18 protein-coding genes are annotated in these 21,110 nt (G+C 60.3%); 4 read left to right on the plus strand and 14 right to left on the minus strand.

Annotation, left to right across the window (positions count from 1 at the left end; translation table 11 throughout):
- The first annotated feature begins 71 nt into the window (after positions 1–71).
- Together VFE81_RS28255 and VFE81_RS28260 are read left to right on the plus strand one after the other, a co-directional pair.
- Entirely contained in the window at positions 72–1,016 is a 945-nt protein-coding gene (locus VFE81_RS28255) for a 3-keto-5-aminohexanoate cleavage protein (RefSeq protein WP_325047731.1), read from the plus strand.
- Positions 1,017–1,083: 67 nt separating this feature from the next.
- Positions 1,084–1,479, plus strand: coding sequence for a nuclear transport factor 2 family protein (locus tag VFE81_RS28260; RefSeq protein WP_325047732.1), 396 nt, complete (start codon positions 1,084–1,086; stop codon positions 1,477–1,479).
- 125 nt (positions 1,480–1,604) lie between these two features.
- Here the strand turns inward: VFE81_RS28260 and VFE81_RS28265 are convergent, their stop codons facing one another.
- The 5 genes from VFE81_RS28265 to VFE81_RS28285 all read right to left on the minus strand — a co-directional run bounded on the left by VFE81_RS28265 (position 1,605) and on the right by VFE81_RS28285 (position 8,899).
- A complete protein-coding gene (locus VFE81_RS28265; protein ID WP_325047733.1) occupies positions 1,605–2,759 on the minus strand; it encodes a methyl-accepting chemotaxis protein in 1,155 nt (384 codons plus the stop codon).
- Between the two features lie 64 nt (positions 2,760–2,823).
- Positions 2,824–4,365, minus strand: a complete 1,542-nt coding sequence (locus VFE81_RS28270; protein WP_325047734.1) for a carboxylesterase/lipase family protein — start codon at positions 4,363–4,365, stop codon at positions 2,824–2,826.
- A gap of 152 nt (positions 4,366–4,517) precedes the next feature.
- Positions 4,518–5,654, minus strand: coding sequence for a porin (locus VFE81_RS28275; protein WP_325047735.1), 1,137 nt, complete (start codon positions 5,652–5,654; stop codon positions 4,518–4,520).
- An 81-nt stretch (positions 5,655–5,735) separates the two neighbouring features.
- Entirely contained in the window at positions 5,736–7,043 is a 1,308-nt protein-coding gene (locus VFE81_RS28280; RefSeq protein WP_325047736.1) for an MFS transporter, read from the minus strand.
- A gap of 149 nt (positions 7,044–7,192) precedes the next feature.
- The gene (locus tag VFE81_RS28285) at positions 7,193–8,899 is read right to left on the minus strand and encodes an FAD-dependent monooxygenase (protein ID WP_325047737.1); all 1,707 of its coding nucleotides are present in this window, start codon (positions 8,897–8,899) and stop codon (positions 7,193–7,195) included.
- 103 nt (positions 8,900–9,002) lie between these two features.
- Here VFE81_RS28285 and VFE81_RS28290 point away from each other — a divergent pair, with 103 nt between their 5' ends.
- Positions 9,003–9,902, plus strand: coding sequence for a LysR family transcriptional regulator (locus tag VFE81_RS28290; protein WP_325047738.1), 900 nt, complete (start codon positions 9,003–9,005; stop codon positions 9,900–9,902).
- Positions 9,903–9,936: 34 nt separating this feature from the next.
- On the opposite strand, the gene VFE81_RS28295 is transcribed toward VFE81_RS28290, so the two are convergent.
- Positions 9,937–10,095 (minus strand): amidohydrolase family protein, encoded by a 159-nt coding sequence (locus tag VFE81_RS28295; RefSeq protein WP_325047761.1) that lies wholly within the window; start codon positions 10,093–10,095, stop codon positions 9,937–9,939.
- Between the two features lie 209 nt (positions 10,096–10,304).
- Positions 10,305–10,880, minus strand: coding sequence for a nuclear transport factor 2 family protein (locus VFE81_RS28300; RefSeq protein ID WP_325047739.1), 576 nt, complete (start codon positions 10,878–10,880; stop codon positions 10,305–10,307).
- Between the two features lie 127 nt (positions 10,881–11,007).
- On the opposite strand from VFE81_RS28300, the gene VFE81_RS28305 reads away from it, so the two are divergent.
- The gene (locus tag VFE81_RS28305; RefSeq protein ID WP_325047740.1) at positions 11,008–11,910 is read left to right on the plus strand and encodes a LysR substrate-binding domain-containing protein; all 903 of its coding nucleotides are present in this window, start codon (positions 11,008–11,010) and stop codon (positions 11,908–11,910) included.
- Between the two features lie 509 nt (positions 11,911–12,419).
- Here VFE81_RS28305 and VFE81_RS28310 read toward each other — a convergent pair.
- The 7 genes from VFE81_RS28310 to VFE81_RS28340 all read right to left on the minus strand — a co-directional run bounded on the left by VFE81_RS28310 (position 12,420) and on the right by VFE81_RS28340 (position 20,960).
- Positions 12,420–14,624 carry an OsmC domain/YcaO domain-containing protein gene (locus VFE81_RS28310; RefSeq protein WP_325047741.1) on the minus strand — a complete coding sequence of 735 codons (2,205 nt, stop codon included), beginning with the start codon at positions 14,622–14,624 and terminating at the stop codon, positions 12,420–12,422.
- A gap of 353 nt (positions 14,625–14,977) precedes the next feature.
- Positions 14,978–15,319 carry an L-rhamnose mutarotase gene (locus VFE81_RS28315; protein WP_325047742.1) on the minus strand — a complete coding sequence of 114 codons (342 nt, stop codon included), beginning with the start codon at positions 15,317–15,319 and terminating at the stop codon, positions 14,978–14,980.
- A gap of 99 nt (positions 15,320–15,418) precedes the next feature.
- Complete coding sequence (locus VFE81_RS28320) at positions 15,419–16,555, minus strand: mandelate racemase/muconate lactonizing enzyme family protein (protein WP_325047743.1); 1,137 nt, start codon at positions 16,553–16,555, stop codon at positions 15,419–15,421.
- Between the two features lie 7 nt (positions 16,556–16,562).
- Positions 16,563–17,456, minus strand: a complete 894-nt coding sequence (locus VFE81_RS28325; RefSeq protein WP_325047744.1) for a carbohydrate ABC transporter permease — start codon at positions 17,454–17,456, stop codon at positions 16,563–16,565.
- A gap of 4 nt (positions 17,457–17,460) precedes the next feature.
- Entirely contained in the window at positions 17,461–18,315 is an 855-nt protein-coding gene (locus VFE81_RS28330) for a sugar ABC transporter permease (protein WP_325047745.1), read from the minus strand.
- 162 nt (positions 18,316–18,477) lie between these two features.
- Complete coding sequence (locus tag VFE81_RS28335; RefSeq protein ID WP_325047746.1) at positions 18,478–19,800, minus strand: sugar ABC transporter substrate-binding protein; 1,323 nt, start codon at positions 19,798–19,800, stop codon at positions 18,478–18,480.
- Between the two features lie 95 nt (positions 19,801–19,895).
- A complete protein-coding gene (locus VFE81_RS28340) occupies positions 19,896–20,960 on the minus strand; it encodes a sn-glycerol-3-phosphate ABC transporter ATP-binding protein UgpC (RefSeq protein ID WP_325047747.1) in 1,065 nt (354 codons plus the stop codon).
- Positions 20,961–21,110 lie beyond the last annotated feature (150 nt).

The raw sequence follows: 21,110 nt of genomic DNA on the forward strand, positions 1-21,110 counted from the left end.
CGATGGTGTGGGACACATCGAGAATGTCGTCGTGGCCGAACCGGCCTGATCAAGTAAACGAGAAAAACATCATGGCACGTAAAGTCATCATTACCTGTGCGGTCACGGGCTCGATCCACACGCCGAGCATGTCGCCGCATCTGCCCTGCACGCCGGACGACATCGCGCGCGAAGCCATTGCCGCGGCGCAGGCAGGCGCGTCCATTCTGCATCTGCACGCACGTCACGCCGAAGACGGCCGGCCAGCCTTCGCGCCGGAGATCTATCGGCAGTTCCTGCCGCGAATTCACGAAGCGACCGACGCGGTGATCAACCTCACCACCGGCGGCGCCGTCAATATGACGCTCGACGAACGTCTCGCCGGCGCGCTCGATATCTCGGCCGAGATGGCGTCCTGCAACATGGGCTCGCTTAACTTCGGGATCTTTCCGGTCCTCGATAAGCTGAAAACGTTCAAACACGCGTGGGAGCATGACTTTATCGAAAGCACGCGCCGCGCGATTTTCCGCAACACGTTCGCGGATATCGAGGAGGTGTTCGAGCGTCTCGGGACGGCGCACGGCACGCGCTTCGAATTCGAGTGCTACGACGTGGGTCATCTCTACAACCTGAAGCATTTCGTCGACCGTGGGCTCGTCAAGGGGCCGATCTTCCTGCAGTTCGTGTTGGGTATTCTCGGCGGGATCGGCGCGGATCCCGAGAATCTCGTGCACATGAAGCGTATCGCCGACAAGCTGTTCGGCGACAGCTATCAATGGTCCGTGCTCGGCGCCGGCAAGCATCAGATGCCGCTGATCACCCAGGCCGCGCTGATGGGCGGCAATGTGCGCGTGGGTCTCGAGGACTCGCTCATGATCGGTCCGGGCAAGCTGGCGACCTCGAACGCCGAACAGGTCGAGTTGATTCGCGACGTACTCACCCGCCTCGGCTTCGGGATCGCGACCCCCGCTGAAGCGCGCGAAATGCTGGGCCTCAAGGGCCGCGAGAAGACGCGTCTGAACGCGATCAGCCAGTAAGAATCGGTGCGCGACGGCATGGCGGCTGCCGCGCCGTCGCGCGCGATTGAGAGAAAAGGACATATCGGTGATCCATAGCGAAGACGCGAACATCATTCGTCAACTCGAAGAAGCGCGGTGCGCCGCGATGCTGGCGGGCGACATAGCCGCGCTCGGCGAGCTGCTCGACGAGGGCCTCGTCTATATCCATTCGACGGGAGCGCGCGACAACCGCGAAAGTTACCTCGACAAGCTCGTGAGTGGCGCGATGCGCTACGAAGCGGTGAGATTTCACGTCAGCGAGATTCAGACGCGTGAGCGCCTCGCGCTGGTGTGCGGCTCGATCGAGGCGAGCGTGCGCACCGCAAATGGGACGATAGAGGTTGCGAGCCAGTACGAAGCCGTCTGGATGGAGATGAACGGTACATGGCGTCTAACCGTCATTCAGGGCTTCCGTTCCGAAGCTGGCGCCCACCGTCGCTGAGATGCAGTCAAAATAACGAAATATTCCAAATCATAAAAATAGAGGAATCCATAGCAAGAGTCAAAGCATCCAAGGTCAGATCCAGAGAGATTTACGACATATAAGGAGACACGACGGCGACAACCTCATATTGACGAGGCACCCATCAGGCTTCTGTCCGAAACTCTGAATTGGGTCAGCACGGCGCGCACGTTTGCAACCTGCTCATCAAGCGATTGCGCTGCCGCCGCGGCCTGCTCGACCAGCGCGGCATTCTGCTGTGTCACCTGATCCATCTTCGCAACTGCTGCGGCCACCTGCTGGGCTCCCAGGCTTTGCCGCCCGGACGCCAGCGAGATTTGCGCGACAAGGGTGGACACCTCTCCAATCGCGTATTTGACCTGTTCGATGGCAGCCCCCGCCTCCTGCGCCTGCGACGAGCCGTCCCGAACCATCGCGGCGGACGATCCGATCACCGCCTTGATCTCCTTCGCCGCCGACGAAGACCGCTGTGCCAGCACCCGGACCTCGCCCGCCACGACAGCGAAACCACGCCCCTGGTCGCCCGCCCGGGCTGCCTCCACGGCCGCGTTGAGCGCGAGGATATTCGTCTGAAAGGCGATACCTTCGATCAGGGCGGTGATGTCCGAGATCCTGCGCGACTCCGCCTCGATTCTCGTGATGGTGGCAACCAGCGCCTGCACCGCGTTGTTGCCGCGATCCGCCAGGCTGGACGCACGTGAGGCCAGACCATCGGCCTCGCGGGCGCTGTCGGTGTTCTGTGCGACCGTCTCCGTTAACTCGGCCATGCTCGCGGCGGTTTGCTCGAGCGACGCCGCCTGCTCCTCGGTTCGCGAGGACAGATCCATGTTGCCTGCGGCGATCTGCCGGGTCGCTGAACTCACGGATTCTGTCGATGCCTGCACCGCGAGCACCGTATCCTCGACCCGATGCATGAAACGATCGAACCAGACCGCCCCGCGCCCGAACTCATCCATGCGCCGCGCCGACGAGCGCCGCGACAGGTCGAGCGTTTCGGCCAGATACTGGAACGAGCGAGTCTGCCTGCCAAGTCCATCGCATACCACCCTGTAAAGATGGACGTAGCCGTATATCAGCATCGTCACCGTCACGACTGCGATCACGAGCAACCGCGTCGTGACTGGCGCGCCCGAGCCGGCGTCACGTACCTGCCCGACAATCGCCTTGTTTGCCATGAAGGTCAAGGCGAGCGTCAGGAACGCGGGAACACCAAAAGCGAGTGCCATTCGGAACCGGATCGTCGCAACGAATTTTCGCATGTTGTCTCCACCGGAGTGCGCAGCGGTAGTCCGGGACACCTTGCTGCGCCCTACCCTGCTCAAACTAGAAAGAGAACCCGAGACTGCCTGGGCTCCTGAAGCTGTTCAGGAACTGGAAGCGCGCTGTCGTCGGTTCCGTCTGCACCTGAAGCGGTGTCGCAAGCCCCATCACCTGACCGCCGGCTCCGGTATAGCCAGGCCAGGCCGGCAAACCGTTGCCATTCGGATTTCCGGTCTTCGCGAAGTTCGTCCAGTAGGACGACATCGCATCCGCGAGCGCCACGTCGCCCGCATTCGGTGCGCCGTGTCCGTTCGCCACGAGATTCTGGAAAACGTAGGGCACTTCGGAGACGTGAATCGGCAGCGGGTTATACGGCGACGTCTGGCTGAAGTAATAGGAGTAGACCGGCGATTTACCGGTCTTCTTCTGTAGATTCGCCATCTCCCAGGTCTGTGAGGCGATGATCAGATCGCCCGCGAGCGTCACTTCGGATTGTTGTGCCTGAGCATCCGTAGTGGCCGGGTAGAACTGCAGAAAGGTGTTGATGCTGTTCGTGCCGAACGCCGAGGTCGCCGCGGCAATGAAGTGTTCTTTCGTGTCGGCCGGTACGCCGGCAATAGCGGAGAAAATCGTCCCCTCATCAGCGTTCTGACCTTCGAGCAGCGGCACGTCGTTCTGCAAACCCGACGCGAAGCGCGACGCGGGATCCGCCGGCAGCACATAACCGTCGACGCTGGGGCTGTAGGCAGGTTCGGTCGGATCGGCCATCAGTTGCGAGGCAGGCAGGGTGCGCAGCGCGGCAAGCGTCGACGCGCCGAGCGCGGCGCCGAGATGCGCGCCAGTGCGCGACGCCGCGACGTGCGACGCCATTACGCCCTTCGGGGTTTCCCAGAAAGCGCCGCTTTCCGCAATAGCCCTGGTGAACAATCCTTTGGCCAGTGGCGACGAAAGCAGCATGCCAGTGGCGTGGGCGCCGGCTGATTCGCCGAACACGGTAACGTTGCCGGGGTCGCCGCCAAACGCCGCGATATTGTCTTTGACCCACTGCAGCGCTGCGATCTGATCGAGTAGCCCGTACATGCCGGACGATTTCGCGCCGGCTTCCGCGTCGAGATCCGCACGCGCGAGAAAGCCGAACACGCCGAGCCGATAATTCAGCGTGACCACCACCACGCCTTTCTTCGCCAGATTGGTGCCTTCCCAGCGCGGATCGCCAGAGGTACCGAACTGGAATCCGCCGCCGTGAATCCAGACCATCACCGGCCGCCGCTCCGCCGATGTTTTGGCCCCGGTCCAGACGTTCAGGAACAGGCAGTCTTCGCTAGCGTGGCTGTTGTCGACCGGCCCGAACGCAGTGCCTTGCCAGCATGTATTTCCATATTGAGTGGCGGCTCGCGTGCCGCTCCAGTGCGCTGCAGCTTGCGGCGCTTTCCAGCGCAGATCGCCAGCCGGGGCCGCCGCGTAAGGAATACCTTTGAAACTGATGATGCCGGAGGCGTCGGGCGGATTGCCGGCGAGCACCCCGGAGTCGACCAATGCCTGATTCGTCGTCAGATCAGGACTAGACGAGAGGGTGCCGTTGCCGCCACCGCAAGCGGTCAGCATGCCGAGCGCTGCGGCCAATAAAGACCTTGTACAAAGCAACCTGTTTTTTACCACGTGATGTCTCCTTCGGAGGCTCGCACCGCACGGGCACGAACCTCAACAAAAACCTGCAAACCGGTGGTGGCGCACGAGCGCCTCGACGGGATGAGCCCTCAGAACGAATGCCGGATGCCGGCCATCACGCCCAGTTGCCCGATGCCCGCAGCCGGTGTCGAACCGGGACCGCCCTGACTGAGCGTGTAACGCGCCTTGGCGCTATTGAACAGGTAGCCGCTTTGCAGATAGACGCTGGTGCTTTTCGACAGCAGATAGGAACCGCGCAAGGCGGTCAGCGTGGCGCGCGTGTCCTGTTGCTGATCGATGGTGCGATATACACCGCCATCGACGATAAACGCCGGGGTTACGTAGTACGACGCCGTGAGGTAATAGATATTGCTGCGCACATTGGGGAGTGCGGGCGCCGCAGTGTCAACCCAGCGCCCCAGCCAGCCACCACCCACCTTGAGTTGCCCCAGCTTGAAGTAGCCGTTCAGTTGCGTGCGGGCGTCCTTGTCGCCGCTGCTGGTCAGCGCAATTGGCGCCGCGCCGTTGAAGAAGTTGGCGGCCGCGCCGGGACCGCCGCGCTGTTCATCGTACGAGGCCGCCACACCGAACGCGCTGGCGTCATAACGAAGCATGACCGACCATTGACGGCACGCCTGCGCGTTGCCCGGAATCGAGCCCGCGCAGGTACCCTGTCCCGGCGAATTACCCGTGCCGGCAGAGTCGCGTCCGAACGAGTAGGTCGCGCCCGCCGTCACGCCTGCGAAACTGCCCTTGTAGGCGATTGTGTTGTCGCTGCGCGCGTTGGGAATATATGCATCGAGCGAGCCGACGCCGCCGTAGATGTCCGGGCCGAGCGCGTCCGAGTCGAGAATTGCCCAGAAAGACATCGTGTACTGGCGTCCGAACGTCAGCGCGCCATACTGATTTGACAGGCCCACCCATGCCTGGCGGCCGAACAGCCGCCCGCCCTGGTTGACGTCGCCCGCGCGAACGTTAAAGCCGTCCTCCACCGTGAACACTGCCGCGAGCCCGCCGCCCAGATCCTCCTTGCCGCGCAAACCCCAACGCGACGGCATCGAACCGGTCAACGAGGGCATGCGAACGAGCCTGTCGCCGGCCGCACCGGCGTGCGTGACGAGTTCGATGCCTGTGTCGAGAATCCCGTAGAGCGTGACGCTGCTCTGCGCGTAGGCCGAGCCGCTCAGGACAAAGGCGGCTGCCGCCGCAATCGCTTTATGTTTCATGTCTCCAAACCCTGTATGGTGTTTTGTTTTATCGGTCTATGGCGCTTATAGACGGCGCCGGTCTTCGTCATGCATCTTTGCTTATGCTTCAGCGCTACTCCTGCCGCGATATAGCCACCCGTTCACGAGCATCGCGACGCCGGCAATCACCATGGGTGCGGCGAATACGGCGAAGGCGGCCGTGACGGTATGGAACGCGCCCAGCAGAATCCCGCCTGTCATCGAACCGATGATCGAGCCGATACGTCCCACGCCGAGCGCCCAGCTCACACCGGTGGCACGCGCTGCGGTGGTGTAGAAACCGGCGACCAGCACGTTCGCTGCCGTCTGCGCGCCAGACAGGCCGAATCCCGCCATGAACACGGATACGTAAACCCACATCGGCTCGTTGATTGAGAAGCCGATCAGCACGGTCGACACCGCCGCGATCGCGTACGAACCGGCGAGCACGAAGAACGGATTGAGCCGGTCCATCAGGCGGGCATTGAGCAGCGAACCGATCGTGCCGCCGAGCGGCAGCATGGCGCCAACACGTGCGGCATGAGAAGCATCGATACCCGCGCCCGTAATGACAGTCGGCAACCAGCTACTGACCTGGTAGTACACCCAGAGCGTGCAGAAGAATGCAAGCCACAGCAGCAGCGTGCCTGCGCGGTAGCGCCGGTTGAACAGCGTGCCGACTGCCGTCTCGGCGGCGCCCCCTGACTTCGCGTCTTCGGGCACGATCTGTTCCACAGGCGTGTTTCCGTCGCCCGTCAAACGCTTCATGACGTGGCGGGCTTCCTGTTCGTAACGCGTCTTGCCCGCCATGAAGCGCAGCGATTCCGGCATCCAGATCCAGACGATGGGGGTAAGCACCAGCGGGAAGACACCGCCGAACAGGAATACGCCCTGCCAGCCGAAGTGCGGAATGAGCAACGCGGCAACCGCGCCACCGAACGCCAGGCCTAGGGTGAAGCCACAGAACATGAGTGTGACCATCAGGGCCCGACTGCGCGCGGGGCTGAATTCCGACGACAGTGTTATCGCGTTCGGCATTGCGCCGCCGAGCCCCGCGCCTGTTGCGAAGCGCAGCGCGACCAGCCAGAGGGGCGATGGCGCATAGGCGCACGCGAAACTGCCAACGCCGAACAGCACCAGCGAGATCGTGATGACGCGTTTGCGGCCAATGCGGTCAGCCAGCGGCCCAAACAGGAAACTGCCGACTGTGAGCCCGAACAGTCCGGCGCCGAAGATCGGCCCGAGTTGCGCGGGACTGAGCGCCCACGCTTTCTTCAGCAAAGGCGCGACGTAACCCACCGATGCCACGTCGAAGCCATCGGCGGCGACGACCAGAAAACAGAGGAACAGGGTGAGGATTTGTAGCGAGGACGTTTTTTTGCCGTCCATAACGCTATGTGGCGTAACTGCTTGCGCGTGCATAACCTGTCTCCAAGGGTTCCGTTCGCTTCATTGCGAAACTATTCAGTCTTTTTTCTCGCAGGGCCTGTTCGTGACCCTGTCGCCGTACAACGCAATGCACCGGTGAACGAAAGCGTTCACGCGGGCGATAAGCATGCATGAGCCGCCAACAAGGCGGCCTCCTCCTTCCGATACCCGAGCGTACGCAGCACGGCCGCTGCGAATTCGTCACCCAACACGCTGCCGCGCCAGGCCACATGCTGGTCCGGTCGAATCAGCACGAATGCCGCCTTGTAAAGTTCCGCCACCGCAGCTTCGGCCACCTGCACGACAGTCAGCCCGGGCAGCATCGCCGCGGCCTTCAGGTACGCGTCGTCGCGTTCGATATCCACGCCCGCTTCGCCGATACACAGCAGCGTGAAGCCCGGCCCGAAGCGGTCATACAAAGAACCGCCGTCGGCGAGCCACACATGCGGCGCCCGATGGCCGGGACGCGCGCATGGCACGTAGAGGTTTGCCGTGTCTGGCGACGCCGCGCCAGCTTCCGTCGTCAGCAACGGCGAAGCTTCATAGCGTGTGCCGAGATGCACTCCAGGAATCACGAATTCCGCGGTCGCATGAAATTTCAGATAATCGCCAACCGCGGCGCGCGCCGCGTCGCCGGCGGCGCCCGTTTCATGCGCGACGGCGGGCATCTGCACGTTGCCGATACTGTCGGCGAAGCCGCGCGCAAACGCGGTGTTACGCAACGCCGCCGGGCGGCGCTCTGCTTCGTAGCTCGCGCCGAGTGCGTCGCCAGCCACGCCCTTGACCATAGCCTCGAGCTTCCACGCGAGGTTCGCTGCATCTTCGATGCCGGTGTTGTAGCCGAGTCCGCCGGTCGGCGTAAAAAGATGGGCCGAATCGCCCGCGAGAAACACTCGTCCGACCGAAAACTTCTCGGCTACGAGCGCGAAGCCCGCAGTCCACCGCGAACTGCTCTTCACTTCGAACGGGATATCGGCACCGATCGCCTCGGCGATACGACGCTTCACATCGGCTTCGTCGAGCGATTCTCCTTCTCGCGTCTGCACGTTCATGATGAAGTGGCCTTCACCATCGACGGCGATGATCAACGCGCGTTGCTTCGCGCCGAAAGTCCAGTACTGCCAGGCGGGCGCATGCGGGCACACGCGGTAGATGTCGGGGGCGTAGAAATAGACGGCATCCATCTGGCCGCCCATGAATTCGCGCTTCTCTCCCGCCACGCCTGCGTACGACAGGCCCAATGATTTGCGCACGAAGCTGCGCGGCCCGTCACAACCAATCAGATAGCGAGCCGTGACCGTGCGCGTTTGCGCGGCGCGATCGGCTATGGCGTCCATCTCGACAGTCGCTGTGACTCCTTGACCGCTCTGCGTGAAATCGAGCACGCGTGCGCTGAAGTGGACCTGACAGTTCGCGTGACGGCGCGCAGCCTCAAGTAATACGGGCTCGACATAGAGTTGCGAACAGCGATGTGGCGGCTCCGGCGTAGCCCAGGTGAAGGCGTGCATCTTTGCCCATTCCACAGCGGCCTGCGAAGACGGTTGATTGAGGCGAGCCAGCTCGTGACCGGCAATCGAAGTGAAGTACGCCACGTCCGCTGCGTAGTTTCCGGGCAAGCCCAGTTTCCGGACCGCGGCCGAGATGCCGATGCGACGGAAATGCTCCATCGTGCGTGCGCTGTTGGCATTCGCGGCCGGATGAGTACTGGTGCCTGGCTTAGCGTCGAACACTTCGACGCTGACGCCACGCTGCCCCAGCTCCGCTGCGAGAAACAGGCCAACCGGGCCGCCGCCCACGATGATTACGTCGCAATCCACCACTTCGTCTCCTTGCTTTTTCTACTGTGGATGCGAAGTTAAACGCGTGGCGCCTATAAATCTATACAATGACTTTCATACCCATTATGAAACTGGTGCATACATGCGACCACCCGACCTGAACTTCCTTTACGTCCTTCAGGCGCTGGGCGAGGAGCGCAGCGTGTCGCGCGCAGCCGACAGACTGGGTCTCACGCAGCCTGCGGTGAGTCACGCATTAGGGAAACTCCGGACGCTGTTTCAGGACGATCTCTTCGTGCGGGCCGGCCCGGTGATGGCGCCGACGCCGGTCGGCGAGCAGCTCATTGAGGGGGTTGCGAACGTTCTGACGCTGGTCCAGCAGGAGATCTGGAGCGCCAAATCGTTCGACGCCGCCGCGACGACGCGTACGTTCTCGGTATGCCTGAGCGACATGGGCGTGATCGTGCTGCTGCCACGCCTGCTCGCGGCGCTGCGGGAGCGCGCGCCCTTCGCGACGCTTAAACCGATCCAGGTGCCGTCGCCGGAACTGGCCAGCGCGCTGCAGGATGGCGCGCTCGATCTGGCTATCGGTTATCTCGGCAAACTTGGCGAGAACCTGCATCAACAGCCCTTGTTCCGCCGCTCGCTGGTCGGCATCATCAAAGGCGGAGCAACGCGCAGGAAGCTGCGTATGACGCTCGAGGATTTCATCGAGAAAAAGCATGTCGTCGCGGGCACGCTTGCGCTCACCAATCAGCTGCTCGAGAAGGAGTTACGACAACACGGCGCGCGTCTGAAGGTAGGCGTGGAAGTGCCGTATCTGCTCGCCGTGCCGAGTCTCGTCGCAAACTCAGACTTTATTGCCGCGGTGCCGGACGAACTCGCCGACCTGTTTTCGCGTCTTGCCAACGTCGACGTTTTTCCGTTGCCGATCAGGCTTCCAGATCTGCTTGTGCAGCAGTTCTGGCATGCGCGCTATCACAACGACGGTGGCCACCGCTGGTTCCGCGGACTTGTCGCGCAGACACTCCGACAGGAGTAAAGCGCGGGGCAGCCCCTGTCCGCGTTCGTCGGCCTCACAAGCGGAACAGCGCTTCCGCGTTGCTATGCGCGATCTTTTCCTTGTCTTCCTGGCTCACCGGAAGATCTTCCAGAAATTCGCGCGGACCCGTGTGAGTGAGGTGCGGATAGTCGACCGCATAAATGATGCGATCAGCACCCATCACCTTGTGGATTTCGTCGCGGCGACGCTATCGCGACAGGTCAATGCCCCGCAAGTGGCGATCGCCAATATCGGTGCGAAAATAATCGACGGCGTGTTAACCGACGTCGGACAAGCCGGGAGCAGAAACCACGAGCGACGGCCCAACCGCTGTCGCTCAATTCGCTTGAGCGATGGGTCTCGCCCGGAAAGCGACACCGCGCCAGCAGTCAACCCGGACTGTTATTCGGCAAGCCAGCGTTGCCCGTCCGCTTTCATTTTGCGTTCCAGCTCGCTGCCACGAGTCGCAAACACACGCTCGACCGGGAACCCGCCTTTCTCGAGCAGATACGCCAATGCGGCGTACTCCCGCGGATACTTCGCTACCACGTCCCGGTCGATTTCCACGGGACCGCGAGGGAAAGTAAACGCGCCCATGTCATAGACACTTTGCCGTTTAACCAGTTTCCACATCCCATTGCGCTTTTCCACCAGGTCGTAAAACCGATTGTGTGACTCGCAACCCAGATCGAGCCGCACGTTTTCCGCGACGATGACCGCGTTCGTCTCCACGATCGCCTTGCTGCCGTTGAAGTTCACCACGGGCGTGCCGATCAGATGCTTGGTTCTGAGGTCCGACGCGCCCATCTTTATGGATCCCGCGACGAAATCGGTAAACGGCCCTTCGAACCATGTCACCTCGATGACGCCGTCAGGATGAAACAGGCCGCGTAGCTGATCCCACTCGCCCAAGTCGCGGTGCATCCAGCCCGTGATCAAGTCTGTAATCTGAATACGGTCTTCAACAAGTGTCTGCATGATGAGTTTCCTTCCGTTGTTAGGGCGCAGCGCATGCGCATAGCTTCCAGAATCGTCGATAATGTGCTTTTATTCAAATAGATTGAAATGACCGATTGATCATTAAAACTGATGAGCGAGACTGACGATGGACTTACGCCACCTGCGCTATTTTCTCGCGGCCGCCGAAGAAGGTCATTTCGGGCGCGCCGCGCGCCGCCTCAACATCGTGCAGCCTGCCTTGAGCATGCAGATACGCGCGTTAGAAGCGGAACTGGGCGGTCCGCTGTTCCTGCGCACCAGCCGGCGAGTTGAACTAACGGAAGCGGGAATGTTGCTGCGCGAAGAAGCACGCCGCACGCTGGACCAGGCAGAGCACACCCGGCTTACCGTCCAGCGAGCGATTCGTGGTGAGACCGGCAATGTAAGGGTCGGCTTCGCGGGCAACGCGGTTTTCAGCGGCAAACTGATTGACGATTTGCGAGCGTTCCATCGCACGTATCCGGACGCCGACCTCGTCGTGCGGGAATTGGCTCCCCAACTACAGGCGGACGCCATCGTCGCGGGCCAGGTAGATATCGGCTACACGCCCGACCCGGGGCTTGCCCGTGATGGCCGCCTGACCTATGAGCCAATCGGCACCTGGCGAATCCTGGCCGCGCTGCCGAGCGATCATGAGCTGGCCAGCAAAAAACGGTTGACGGCCAGAATGCTGACTAAGGCTCCCCTTATCCTCTACGCCGCCCACGAGGCCGACGAAAGCCTCGTCCGTGCGTTGCGCGAGGTGCTCGACAGGCCGCCGAAGGTGGTTTATCAGGCTGCCAACACGCTGAGCGTACTGGCGCTCGTGGCAGCAGGGCTTGGCCTCGCCCTCGTGCCTGCACCGATTGCGCAGATAACGCTCCCTGGCGTGGTTTACAGGCCTCTCGATCTGCCCGGCCTAACCATGGATCTCATGAGGATCAGTCGCGCGGATGAGAGCTCGGGGGCGGTACGTGCCTTTATGACCTTAGCCCGTCGGCGCGACAAAAGCAGCCGGACCGGTGACTGAACGGTGTCTGGCACGCCAGCCCTCAACGCCGCCGGCAAGAGCGGAAGCTCAGAGAACCTCCATCAGAACTTTGTCGCGAGATTGAACATGAGCAGGGAGTACCGGACATGAATGTCTGTTCCGGTACTCGGCCCAGTGCCTTGAAGTGTCATGGGGAAATCGTATTCACACCTCAGCGAAAAATCGACCTTCTTCGACGCATGCCATGTAGCGCCGCAGTTCTGTCACAGTAAGGAAAACAGGAAAAGTCGGAACGTAACGAATACGAATACTTATTTCTCAAGATCGTAGAACTGCTCGCGGACTTAACGATGTCGTCCACCGTCCCGCCTCATCCGCCCTTTCGCTATCATTGCGACCGCCTCGGCAGCGACGAAAACGAACTCAACACATGGCTATATGCCACGGTTTTCACTGATGCGCGCCGGCACAGATGATCGCTCTGGTATCGAACATGCGTTTGTGCTGGGGATGAACGGCATCATCGTATCCAGCCATGACTCGTAGCCCTAACTGGCTGTAGCCGCCACGTTAGCCCGCGCCGTATGCAATTTTTTGTAGCTGTCGATCAGGCGGTGGTGCCTATCGAGACCCTCGAGCTTCATACTCGTTGGCGTTAGCCCAAAGAAGCGCACGCTGCCGTCCACTGTCCCCAGTACCGCGTCCATCCGAGCGTTGCCAAACATCCGACGGAAGTTGGCCGCGTAGTCGTCCAGTTCCAGGTCGTCATCGAGCATCACCTCCAGGACCACATTCAAGGCCTGATAAAACAATCCGCGCTCGACCGTGTTGTCGTTGTACTGCAGAAAAGCTCCGACCAGCTCCTGCGCTTCCTCAAATTGCTGCAAGGCGAGATGAATCAGCAGTTTCAACTCGAGAACTGTTAGCTGCCCCCAGTCCGTATTCTCGTCAAATTCGATGCCGATCAAAGTGGCAATATCGGAATGCTCATCCAGCTCACTGTTCTCCAACCGCTCAAGCAGTGCTGCCAGGCCGGCATCGTCCAGTCGATGCAAGTTCAAAATATCGGCGCGGAACAGCAGCGCCTTGTTTGTGTTATCCCAGATCAAATCCTCTACCGGGTAAACTTCCGAATAATCGGGCACCAGAATCCGGCAGGCTACGGCACCCAGCTGGTCGTACACCGACATGTAAGCTTCTTTGCCCATGTCTTCGAGAATGCCGAACAAGGTGGCGGCTTCCTCGGCGTTGGAGTTTTCACCCTGGCCAGAAAAATCCCACTCAACAAACTCGAAATTGGCTTTGGCGCTGAAAAAGCGCCACGACACTACACCACTGGAATCAATGAAGTGCTCAACGAAGTTATTCGGTTCAGTCACGGCGTTACTGACAAAGGTGGGCTGAGGTAAATCGTTCAGGCCTTCAAAACTACGCCCCTGCAGCAATTCCGTCAGACTCCGTTCCAGTGCCACCTCAAAACTTGGGTGCGCGCCGAACGAGGCAAAGACACCGCCTGTGCGCGGGTTCATCAAGGTGACGCACATCACCGGGTAAGTCCCACCCAGCGACGCATCCTTTACCAGCACCGGAAAGCCCTGCTCTTCCAATCCCTGAATCCCGGCCAGAATGCCGGGGTATTTCGCCAGCACTTCGTGAGGCACATCGGGCAATGCGATTTCACCTTCCAGAATTTCGCGCTTTACCGCGCGCTCAAAGATTTCCGACAGGCATTGCACCTGCGCTTCGGTCAGCGTATTACCGGCACTCATGCCATTGCTGACGTACAGGTTCTCGATCAGGTTGGATGGGAAATACACCACCTCGCCATCCGACTGGCGCACATACGGCAGCGAACAGATACCGCGCTGCACATTGCCGGAGTTGGTGTCGATCAGATGCGAGCCACGCAACTCGCCATCGGGGTTGTAAATTTGCAGGCAGTACTCATCCAGAATCTCAGCCGGCAGTGCATCTTTAGGGCCAGGTTTGAACCAGCGCTCGTTCGGGTAATGTACAAACGCCGCATTCGCGATGTCTTCGCCCCAAAACGCACCGCCATAGAAATGGTTGCAATTCAGGCGCTCGATAAACTCTCCCAACGCCGACGCCAACGCGCTTTCTTTGGTCGCTCCCTTGCCATTGGTAAAACACATCGGTGAATGCGCATCGCGGATATGCAACGACCACACATTGGGAATGATATTGCGCCACGAAGCAATTTCAATCTTCATGCCCAAGCCTGCCAGAATGCCTGACATATTGGCGATGGTTTGCTCTAGCGGCAGGTCCTTGCCTGGAATATAGGTGCAGGCATCGGAATCGGGATTTAGAGTCAGCAGCGCCTGAGCATCGGCATCCAGACTCTCCACCTCTTCAATCACAAACTCGGGCCCGGCTTGCACCACTTTTTTGACCGTACAACGGTCGATGGAACGCAAAATACCCTGGCGGTCTTTGTCGGAGATGTCCGCCGGCAACTCAACCTGAATCTTGAAAATCTGTTGGTACCGGTTTTCCGGATCAACAATATTATTCTGCGACAGGCGGATATTTTCGGTCGGAATATTGCGAGTTACGCAGTATAACTTCACAAAGTAAGCTGCACACAAAGCCGATGAGGCCAGAAAATAATCGAAAGGACCAGGCGCCGAGCCATCGCCCTTATAGCGGATAGGCTGGTCGGCCACCACCGTGAAGTCATCGAACCTGGCTTCAAGACGTAGCTTATCGAGAAAGTTGACTTTAATTTCCATGGGGAAATTCCAAAAATGGTGCTCAAAACAAAATATAAAGCCCTGTAAAAAAACAGGGCTTCAATAACCAATCAGCTAGCGAATGATGTTTCCTGGCGGGAATTCTACTCCCTCTCGATCGTCAATCCGGTGGGCTGGAGCCTTGTGGAGACAGCGGTTCCGCCAGTTCATGTGACGATGATACCGTCAGTGGGCGCAGTCAGGTTGACGAGGCCGTGGCGTAGATTGACCGATTGTTCGTGACGCAATAGCGGACGGGACACACGATTGCTCAGAGAGCGGGCGGATCCTGGGTGATTCCACCACCGCCCTCCGGAGTTCGGCGCCAATACGAAGGGCCTTCGAGCCACCCCTCATGGTTGCCGTGACAAATCGAAAATAAGCGCCGCTTCGACCCATTTCTCACCGGGCAGGGTCCATGGCGTTGGGGCCTGAAACTTCGACATCAGACTCTGCCATTCCGTCAGCACGGGATCATTTGCTTCAGCATCCGCAAACCGCTGAGCGCTGAAGATTGCGTCATCTGTCTCCATCAGCATGCACAGCCGGGTGCCCAAACGGAAAATCTCCATGCGAGTGATACCCTGGATGCGCAGATAATTCGCCACCTCCGGCCAGATCTCGCGATGCATGGCTTCGTACTCGGCAATCAGATCGGGGGAATCCTTGAGGTCCAACATCAGGCAACGTCTCATCAGGTTCTCCAAAGGTCGTGCGATTTGCTGCGCTTTCTGTGAAGCGTAACCGCTCGTGCACGCCCGTCACCGCGCCTCTCTCAGGCTGCGCGCGGTCCATCATCCGCCGCCGGCCGCGACACGCCCGGCGGCCGTACCAATCGACTTATATACGTGCTGGCTCGCACGAATCGCGTCCCAGTCCCAATCGATGCCAAGACCTGGCTCGTCCGGCGCGACCGCATACCCCTGCTCAATCTTCACACGCGAGCCCGTGAGGGTGTCGATCTGCGGGATGTATTCGACCCACGCGGAATTCGGCACCGCTGCGCACAGACTCACATGCAGTTCCATCAGGAAATGTGGGCAGATTGCGATGTTCATCGCCTCGGCAAAATGAGCGATCTTCAACCACGGCGTAATGCCACCGACGCGCGCAACGTCTGCCTGCACAATCGAACAGGCGTCTGCCTTCATATATTCGGCGAACTGCGCGGGATGATATATCGATTCGCCGACCGCGACCGGCACCGCCGTGGCGGCACTCAGTTGCCGATGACCGGCAATGTTTTCAGCGGGCAGCGGTTCCTCCAGCCATGCGAGGTGCAGCGGCTCGAATGCGTGTGCTCGCCGCAGTGCCTCCGAAAGCGTGAAGCCCTGATTCGCGTCGACCATCAACTCGAAACCGTCGCCCACCGCTTCCCGCACGGCCACAAGTCGCCGCACATCTTCGGAAAGATGTGGGCGCCCGACTTTCAGCTTCGCGCCGCAGAATCCCGATTCCTGTGCCTGCAAGGTCTGCTCGACAAGTTCGCTCTCCGACAGGTGCAGCCAGCCGCCCTCCGTCGTATAGGTCCGCACGCGTGGCTTTGCACCGCCCGCGGCAATCCACAACGGCAGTCCGGCCACACGCGTATTGCGATCCCACAGCGCGGTGTCGATCGCGGCCAGCGCGAGACTCGTGATCGCGCCGACCGCCGTCGCGTGCGTGTGGTAGAACAGATGCCGCCAGATCGCTTCATATTCCGCGGGATTGCGGCCGATCAACTGCGGCACCAGATGGTCGTGCAGCAACGCGACGATCGACGAGCCGCCCGTGCCGATCGTGTATGTGTAGCCTGTGCCTTCGCTGCCGTCGCTACAACGGATCGTGACCAGCACCGTTTCCTGAACGACGAACGACTGGATGGCATCCGTGCGCCGCACCTTCGGCTGAAGGTCGACCTGCCGGATTTCTACGGTTTCGATGTGGGTCATGGTTGTTCTATCCTTTGACGCCGCCAAGCGTGAGACCTGCGATCAGGTGTTTCTGAACGATGAATGTGAGGATGATGGCCGGAATAATGATGATTACGGCCATCGTGCACATGCCGGCCCAGTCCACCGTGAACTGCGCTGTAAAGTCCATCAAGCCGACGGGCAGGGTTTTGGTATCGGGGCTGCGGCACAGTTGCGACGCCAGCGCGAACTCGTTCCAACTGGTCAGAAACGCAAAGATCGCCGCCGACGCCACCCCCGAGCGGGCGAGCGGCAGCTCGATATGCCAGAACGCCTGCCAGCGGCTGCAGCCGTCGATCTGAGCGGCCTCGGCGAGTTCCGCCGGCACTTCGCGAAAGAACCCGTCGATCAGCCAGACCGTGAACGGCACGTTCATCGCGAGGTAAACGATGATCACGCCGATATGCGTGTCGAGCAGACCTGTCCACGCCCACAACATGAAGATCGGCAGCGAGAGCGCGATGCCGGGAATCGCACGCGTGAGCATCAGCACCACAAACAACAGCTTTTTGTGGCGGAACTCGAAACGTGCAAACGCATAGCCGCCGGCTACCCCGACCACGATCGCAGCAATCGTGCTCGCCAGAGAAATCACGACCGAATTCACGAAGTACTGACGAATCGGCAGTGACGCCATTCCACCAAAGCCGAACACATTGCGGAAGTTATCGAGCGTATAGCTGCCGGCATCGAGCAGCGGCTGGTTCGACAGGATCGCGACATTCGAGCGGAAGGCGTTGAGCATGACCCAAAGGCCGGGCAGGCAGATGACCGCCATGACAAGGAAGACCGCGAGCCACAAAGCTCCCCGCTTCACCGGTGCTCGCAGCGAATCGAATGTGGACGCGCGATTGGAAGCGCGATTGAATGTCGTACGCATGATGTCAGGCCGGCCCCATGTGTTTGCGCGCCGCGTTGAGCTTGCGGAAAAAGTACAGCGTGAACAGCACCGATACGAGCACGGACACGTAGCCGATGGCGTTCGCGTAACCCATGCGCGAGTCGTCGTAGGCGATGCGGCCCACCATCGTCCAGAGCAGTTCGGTACGGCCGCCCGGACCGCCGTTGGTCATGATGCGCACGATGTCATAGGCCCGGCCGACGTCCAGCGAACGGATCGTCATCGCGATATAGATGAAGGGCATCAGGTAAGGCAGCGTCACGTAACGGAAGGTTTGCCACGGCGTGCAGCCGTCGACTTTGGACGCCTCGATCGGATCCTTCGGCAGCGCCATCAGGCCAGCGAGCAGAATGACCGCGAACACCGGCGTCGAATTCCATACCTCCGCCACGATCAGCGAAGCAAGCGCCGATTGCGCATCGACCAGAAACGGAATCGTGGTCTTCAGTCCGAATACCGTTTGCAGTACATGGTTGACGACGCCCGTGCTGTCGTTAAGCATGAACTTGAACTGAAAGCCGACAAGCACCGGCGAAAACATCATCGGGAACATCATGATGGTGCGCAGCGCGCGCTGGCCTTTCACAATCTGGTTGAGCAGCAACGCGATTCCGAGGCCCAGCAACAGTTCCAGATTCAACGCAATCGTCAGGAACAGCACGGTACGACCGAACGCGGCCCAGAAATCCCCGTTCGCAAACGCGCGCATATAGTTTCGCAGCCCGACGACGTTCCAGATCGTGTCCGGATCGATGAGCCTGTACGCGGTGAAACTCGTGTAGAGCGAAAAAAGCAGCGGCAGCACAACGACGATCGCTACCGAAAAAAAAGCCGGCAATAGCAATCTTAACGGAACTGCCAGGTTCTCATGCAGGGCCGGCCCGGGGGATTGTGCGGCAGACGAATAGCGGATATTGAATCGCATATTGAAGCGCATATTGAGGCAGGGGGAAACGGATCGACTGCATGGCGCGGCGCACGGGCCGCGCCATGCATGTCACTAGTTGGATGCGTCCTGCATGATGTCGGAAACTTTTTTCGCCGCGTCGTCAAGCGCCTGCTGGGACGATTTGTCGCCGATCAGCGCCTTCTGCAGTTCCGGCCACAGCGCATTGGAGATCTCGTCCCATTGCTGAATCCGCGGAGGCGTAAAGGCATCCTGCTGAGCCGCCGTGCTGAACACCGAGATCGCATGCGCCATATACGCATCCTGTTTCGCCTCGAACTCCTTCACGATCGCCTGCTGCGCATCGACCCGCGACGGAATCGTGCCGAGCCGCGCCTCCACCATCTGCGAATCGAGGCTGGTCAGGAACTGGATGAAGCTCGCTGCGACTTCCGGGCGGTCACAGGTCTTCGTGATCGAGAAGCTATGCGAACCTGACCAGCCCGGCCGCTTGTTGGCAATGCCGAGCGGCGCCGGCACCACGCCGACGTTGCCAGCCAATCTGGAAGTCTTCGGATCGTTGTAGAACGAAGCGAAGCCTGGCCAGTCAAGATCGAGTGCCACTTTGCCTGCAGCAAAGTTGTTGCCGAGATCGTCCCACACATAGCTCGGCACCCCCTTGGGTACGGCCCCCGCCTTGTATAGGTCCACGAACCAGTTCAGCGTCTTGACGCCAATCGGCGAGTTGAACACAGGACGGTTTTTCCCATCCAGCAACTGCCCGCCATTGGCGACTAACAACGAATAGAACGTGCCTGTGATTGCTTCATCCTTGCCGGGGAATTGCGTGCCGTAAAAGTTCGGCGCTTTGGTGAAGAACTTCGCCTGCTGCGTAAATTCAACATAGTTCTTCGGCGGCGCGAGCGGTTCGCCAAACTGCTTGTGATAGGCGCTCTGGTTAGCCGGATCGGCGTAGGCCGCCTTGTTGTAATAGAGCGCCTCAATGTCGACCGAGCGCGGAATCTGCACCAGATGTCCCTTAATTTCGGACTGCTTGAGCAAACTCGGCGAGAACGCCGCCAGGTAACTGGCCGGGAACAGGCTCTTCAGATCACGGAAAATCGGATACTGTGCCGAGAAATTCGTGTGGTTGGACGACACGCAATAGTCGACATGACCCGATGCGATGTCCTGTTTCAACTCGCGGTCGAGCTCGAAATGGCTCTTGCGCGATACGATCTCGACTTTCGCACCCGTCTGTTTTTCCCACAGCGGAATGCGCGTGTAGAGCGCCTCATACTGGACGCCGCCGATCAGCTTGACCCGCAGCGTGTAGCCTTTGTATTCGCCGTCGGCATGTGCGAGACCCGACGCGACAACACCCGCGAGCGCAAGTACCGAAGCTGCGAGCCTGAACATGGTTTTATAACGCATCATTGTCTCCTCCTTTATGGGTTCCGCCGTGGACCGCGCGGCTTGCCGGCGGCTACTGTGCAATGCGAGCCCCGCGACGGTTTGGCTCGCCATCCTGTCTAGCGCAGCCGTCGCCCGCTGCTGCGGTCGAACACAAGTACCCTGGCGGGGTCCGCTAGCAGCGCGATGGTAGTGCCGGCGCGCACATCGGTACGGCCGGTCAGCATCACGCAACAGGCCTGGCCGGTGACCGTACCGAACAATTCAGTCGCTGCGCCGGTCGGCTCGATCACTTCGAGCGCGAACGGCATGCCGTCCGCGCCGGCAAGTCTCAGATGCTCGGGACGAACGCCGTACGTCACCGCCTGTCCATTCGTGGCGTTGACGAGCGGCGCCGGCAACGCAAGCCCGCCGAGGCGCACGCATGCGCCATCCTCGTGCCGTTCGTAAGTACCCTCGAAGAAGTTCATCGCAGGCGAGCCGATGAATCCCGCTACGAAGAGATTGTCGGGATCGTCATATAACGCAAGCGGTGTGCCGATCTGTTCGATCGCGCCACCGTTGAGCACGACGATGCGGTCTGCCATCGTCATCGCCTCGATCTGGTCGTGAGTCACATAGACTGTCGTGGCACGCAAGCGCTGGTGCAGCGCCTTGATCTCCGCGCGCATCTGCACGCGAAGCCGCGCATCGAGATTCGAGAGCGGCTCGTCGAACAGGAACACCTTCGGGTCGCGCACAATCGCGCGGCCCATCGCCACCCGCTGCCGCTGACCGCCCGACAGATGGCGGGGATGACGGTCTAGCAGATCCTGCAGACCCAGCATCGTCGCCGCCTTTTGCGCCCGCGAGGCAATCTCCTGCGGATCGCGATTGCGCAGCTTGAGCGCGAACGTCAGGTTTTCGAGCACCGTCATGTGCGGATAGAGCGCGTAGTTCTGAAAAACCATCGCGATATCGCGATCGCGTGGCGGTCGCGCATTGACGACCTCGCCGTCTATCAGGATGCGCCCGTGGCTGACGCTTTCGAGACCCGCCAGCGCACGCAGCAGCGTGGATTTCCCGCATCCGCTCGGCCCGACCAGTACGACAAACTCCCCGTCCGGAACCTGCAGGTCGATCTGCTTCAACACCTCCTGTTCACCGAACGATTTTCTGACCTGCTCGAATGCTACGGCGGCCATCCGCCCTCCTTTCCGGGTTGTTCAGTAACCGGCCGTTGAGCGCAACTGACCACTCTCGCCGTACCACTGAGTAAATTGTATATATGAAATAACATTTTATTGATGAAAAATTGGTAGGTGTTTTCCCCGTCCGCCGAACGGGTCGTTTCA

It is taken from the genome of Paraburkholderia sp., assembly GCF_035656215.1.
GTDB lineage: Bacteria > Pseudomonadota > Gammaproteobacteria > Burkholderiales > Burkholderiaceae > Paraburkholderia.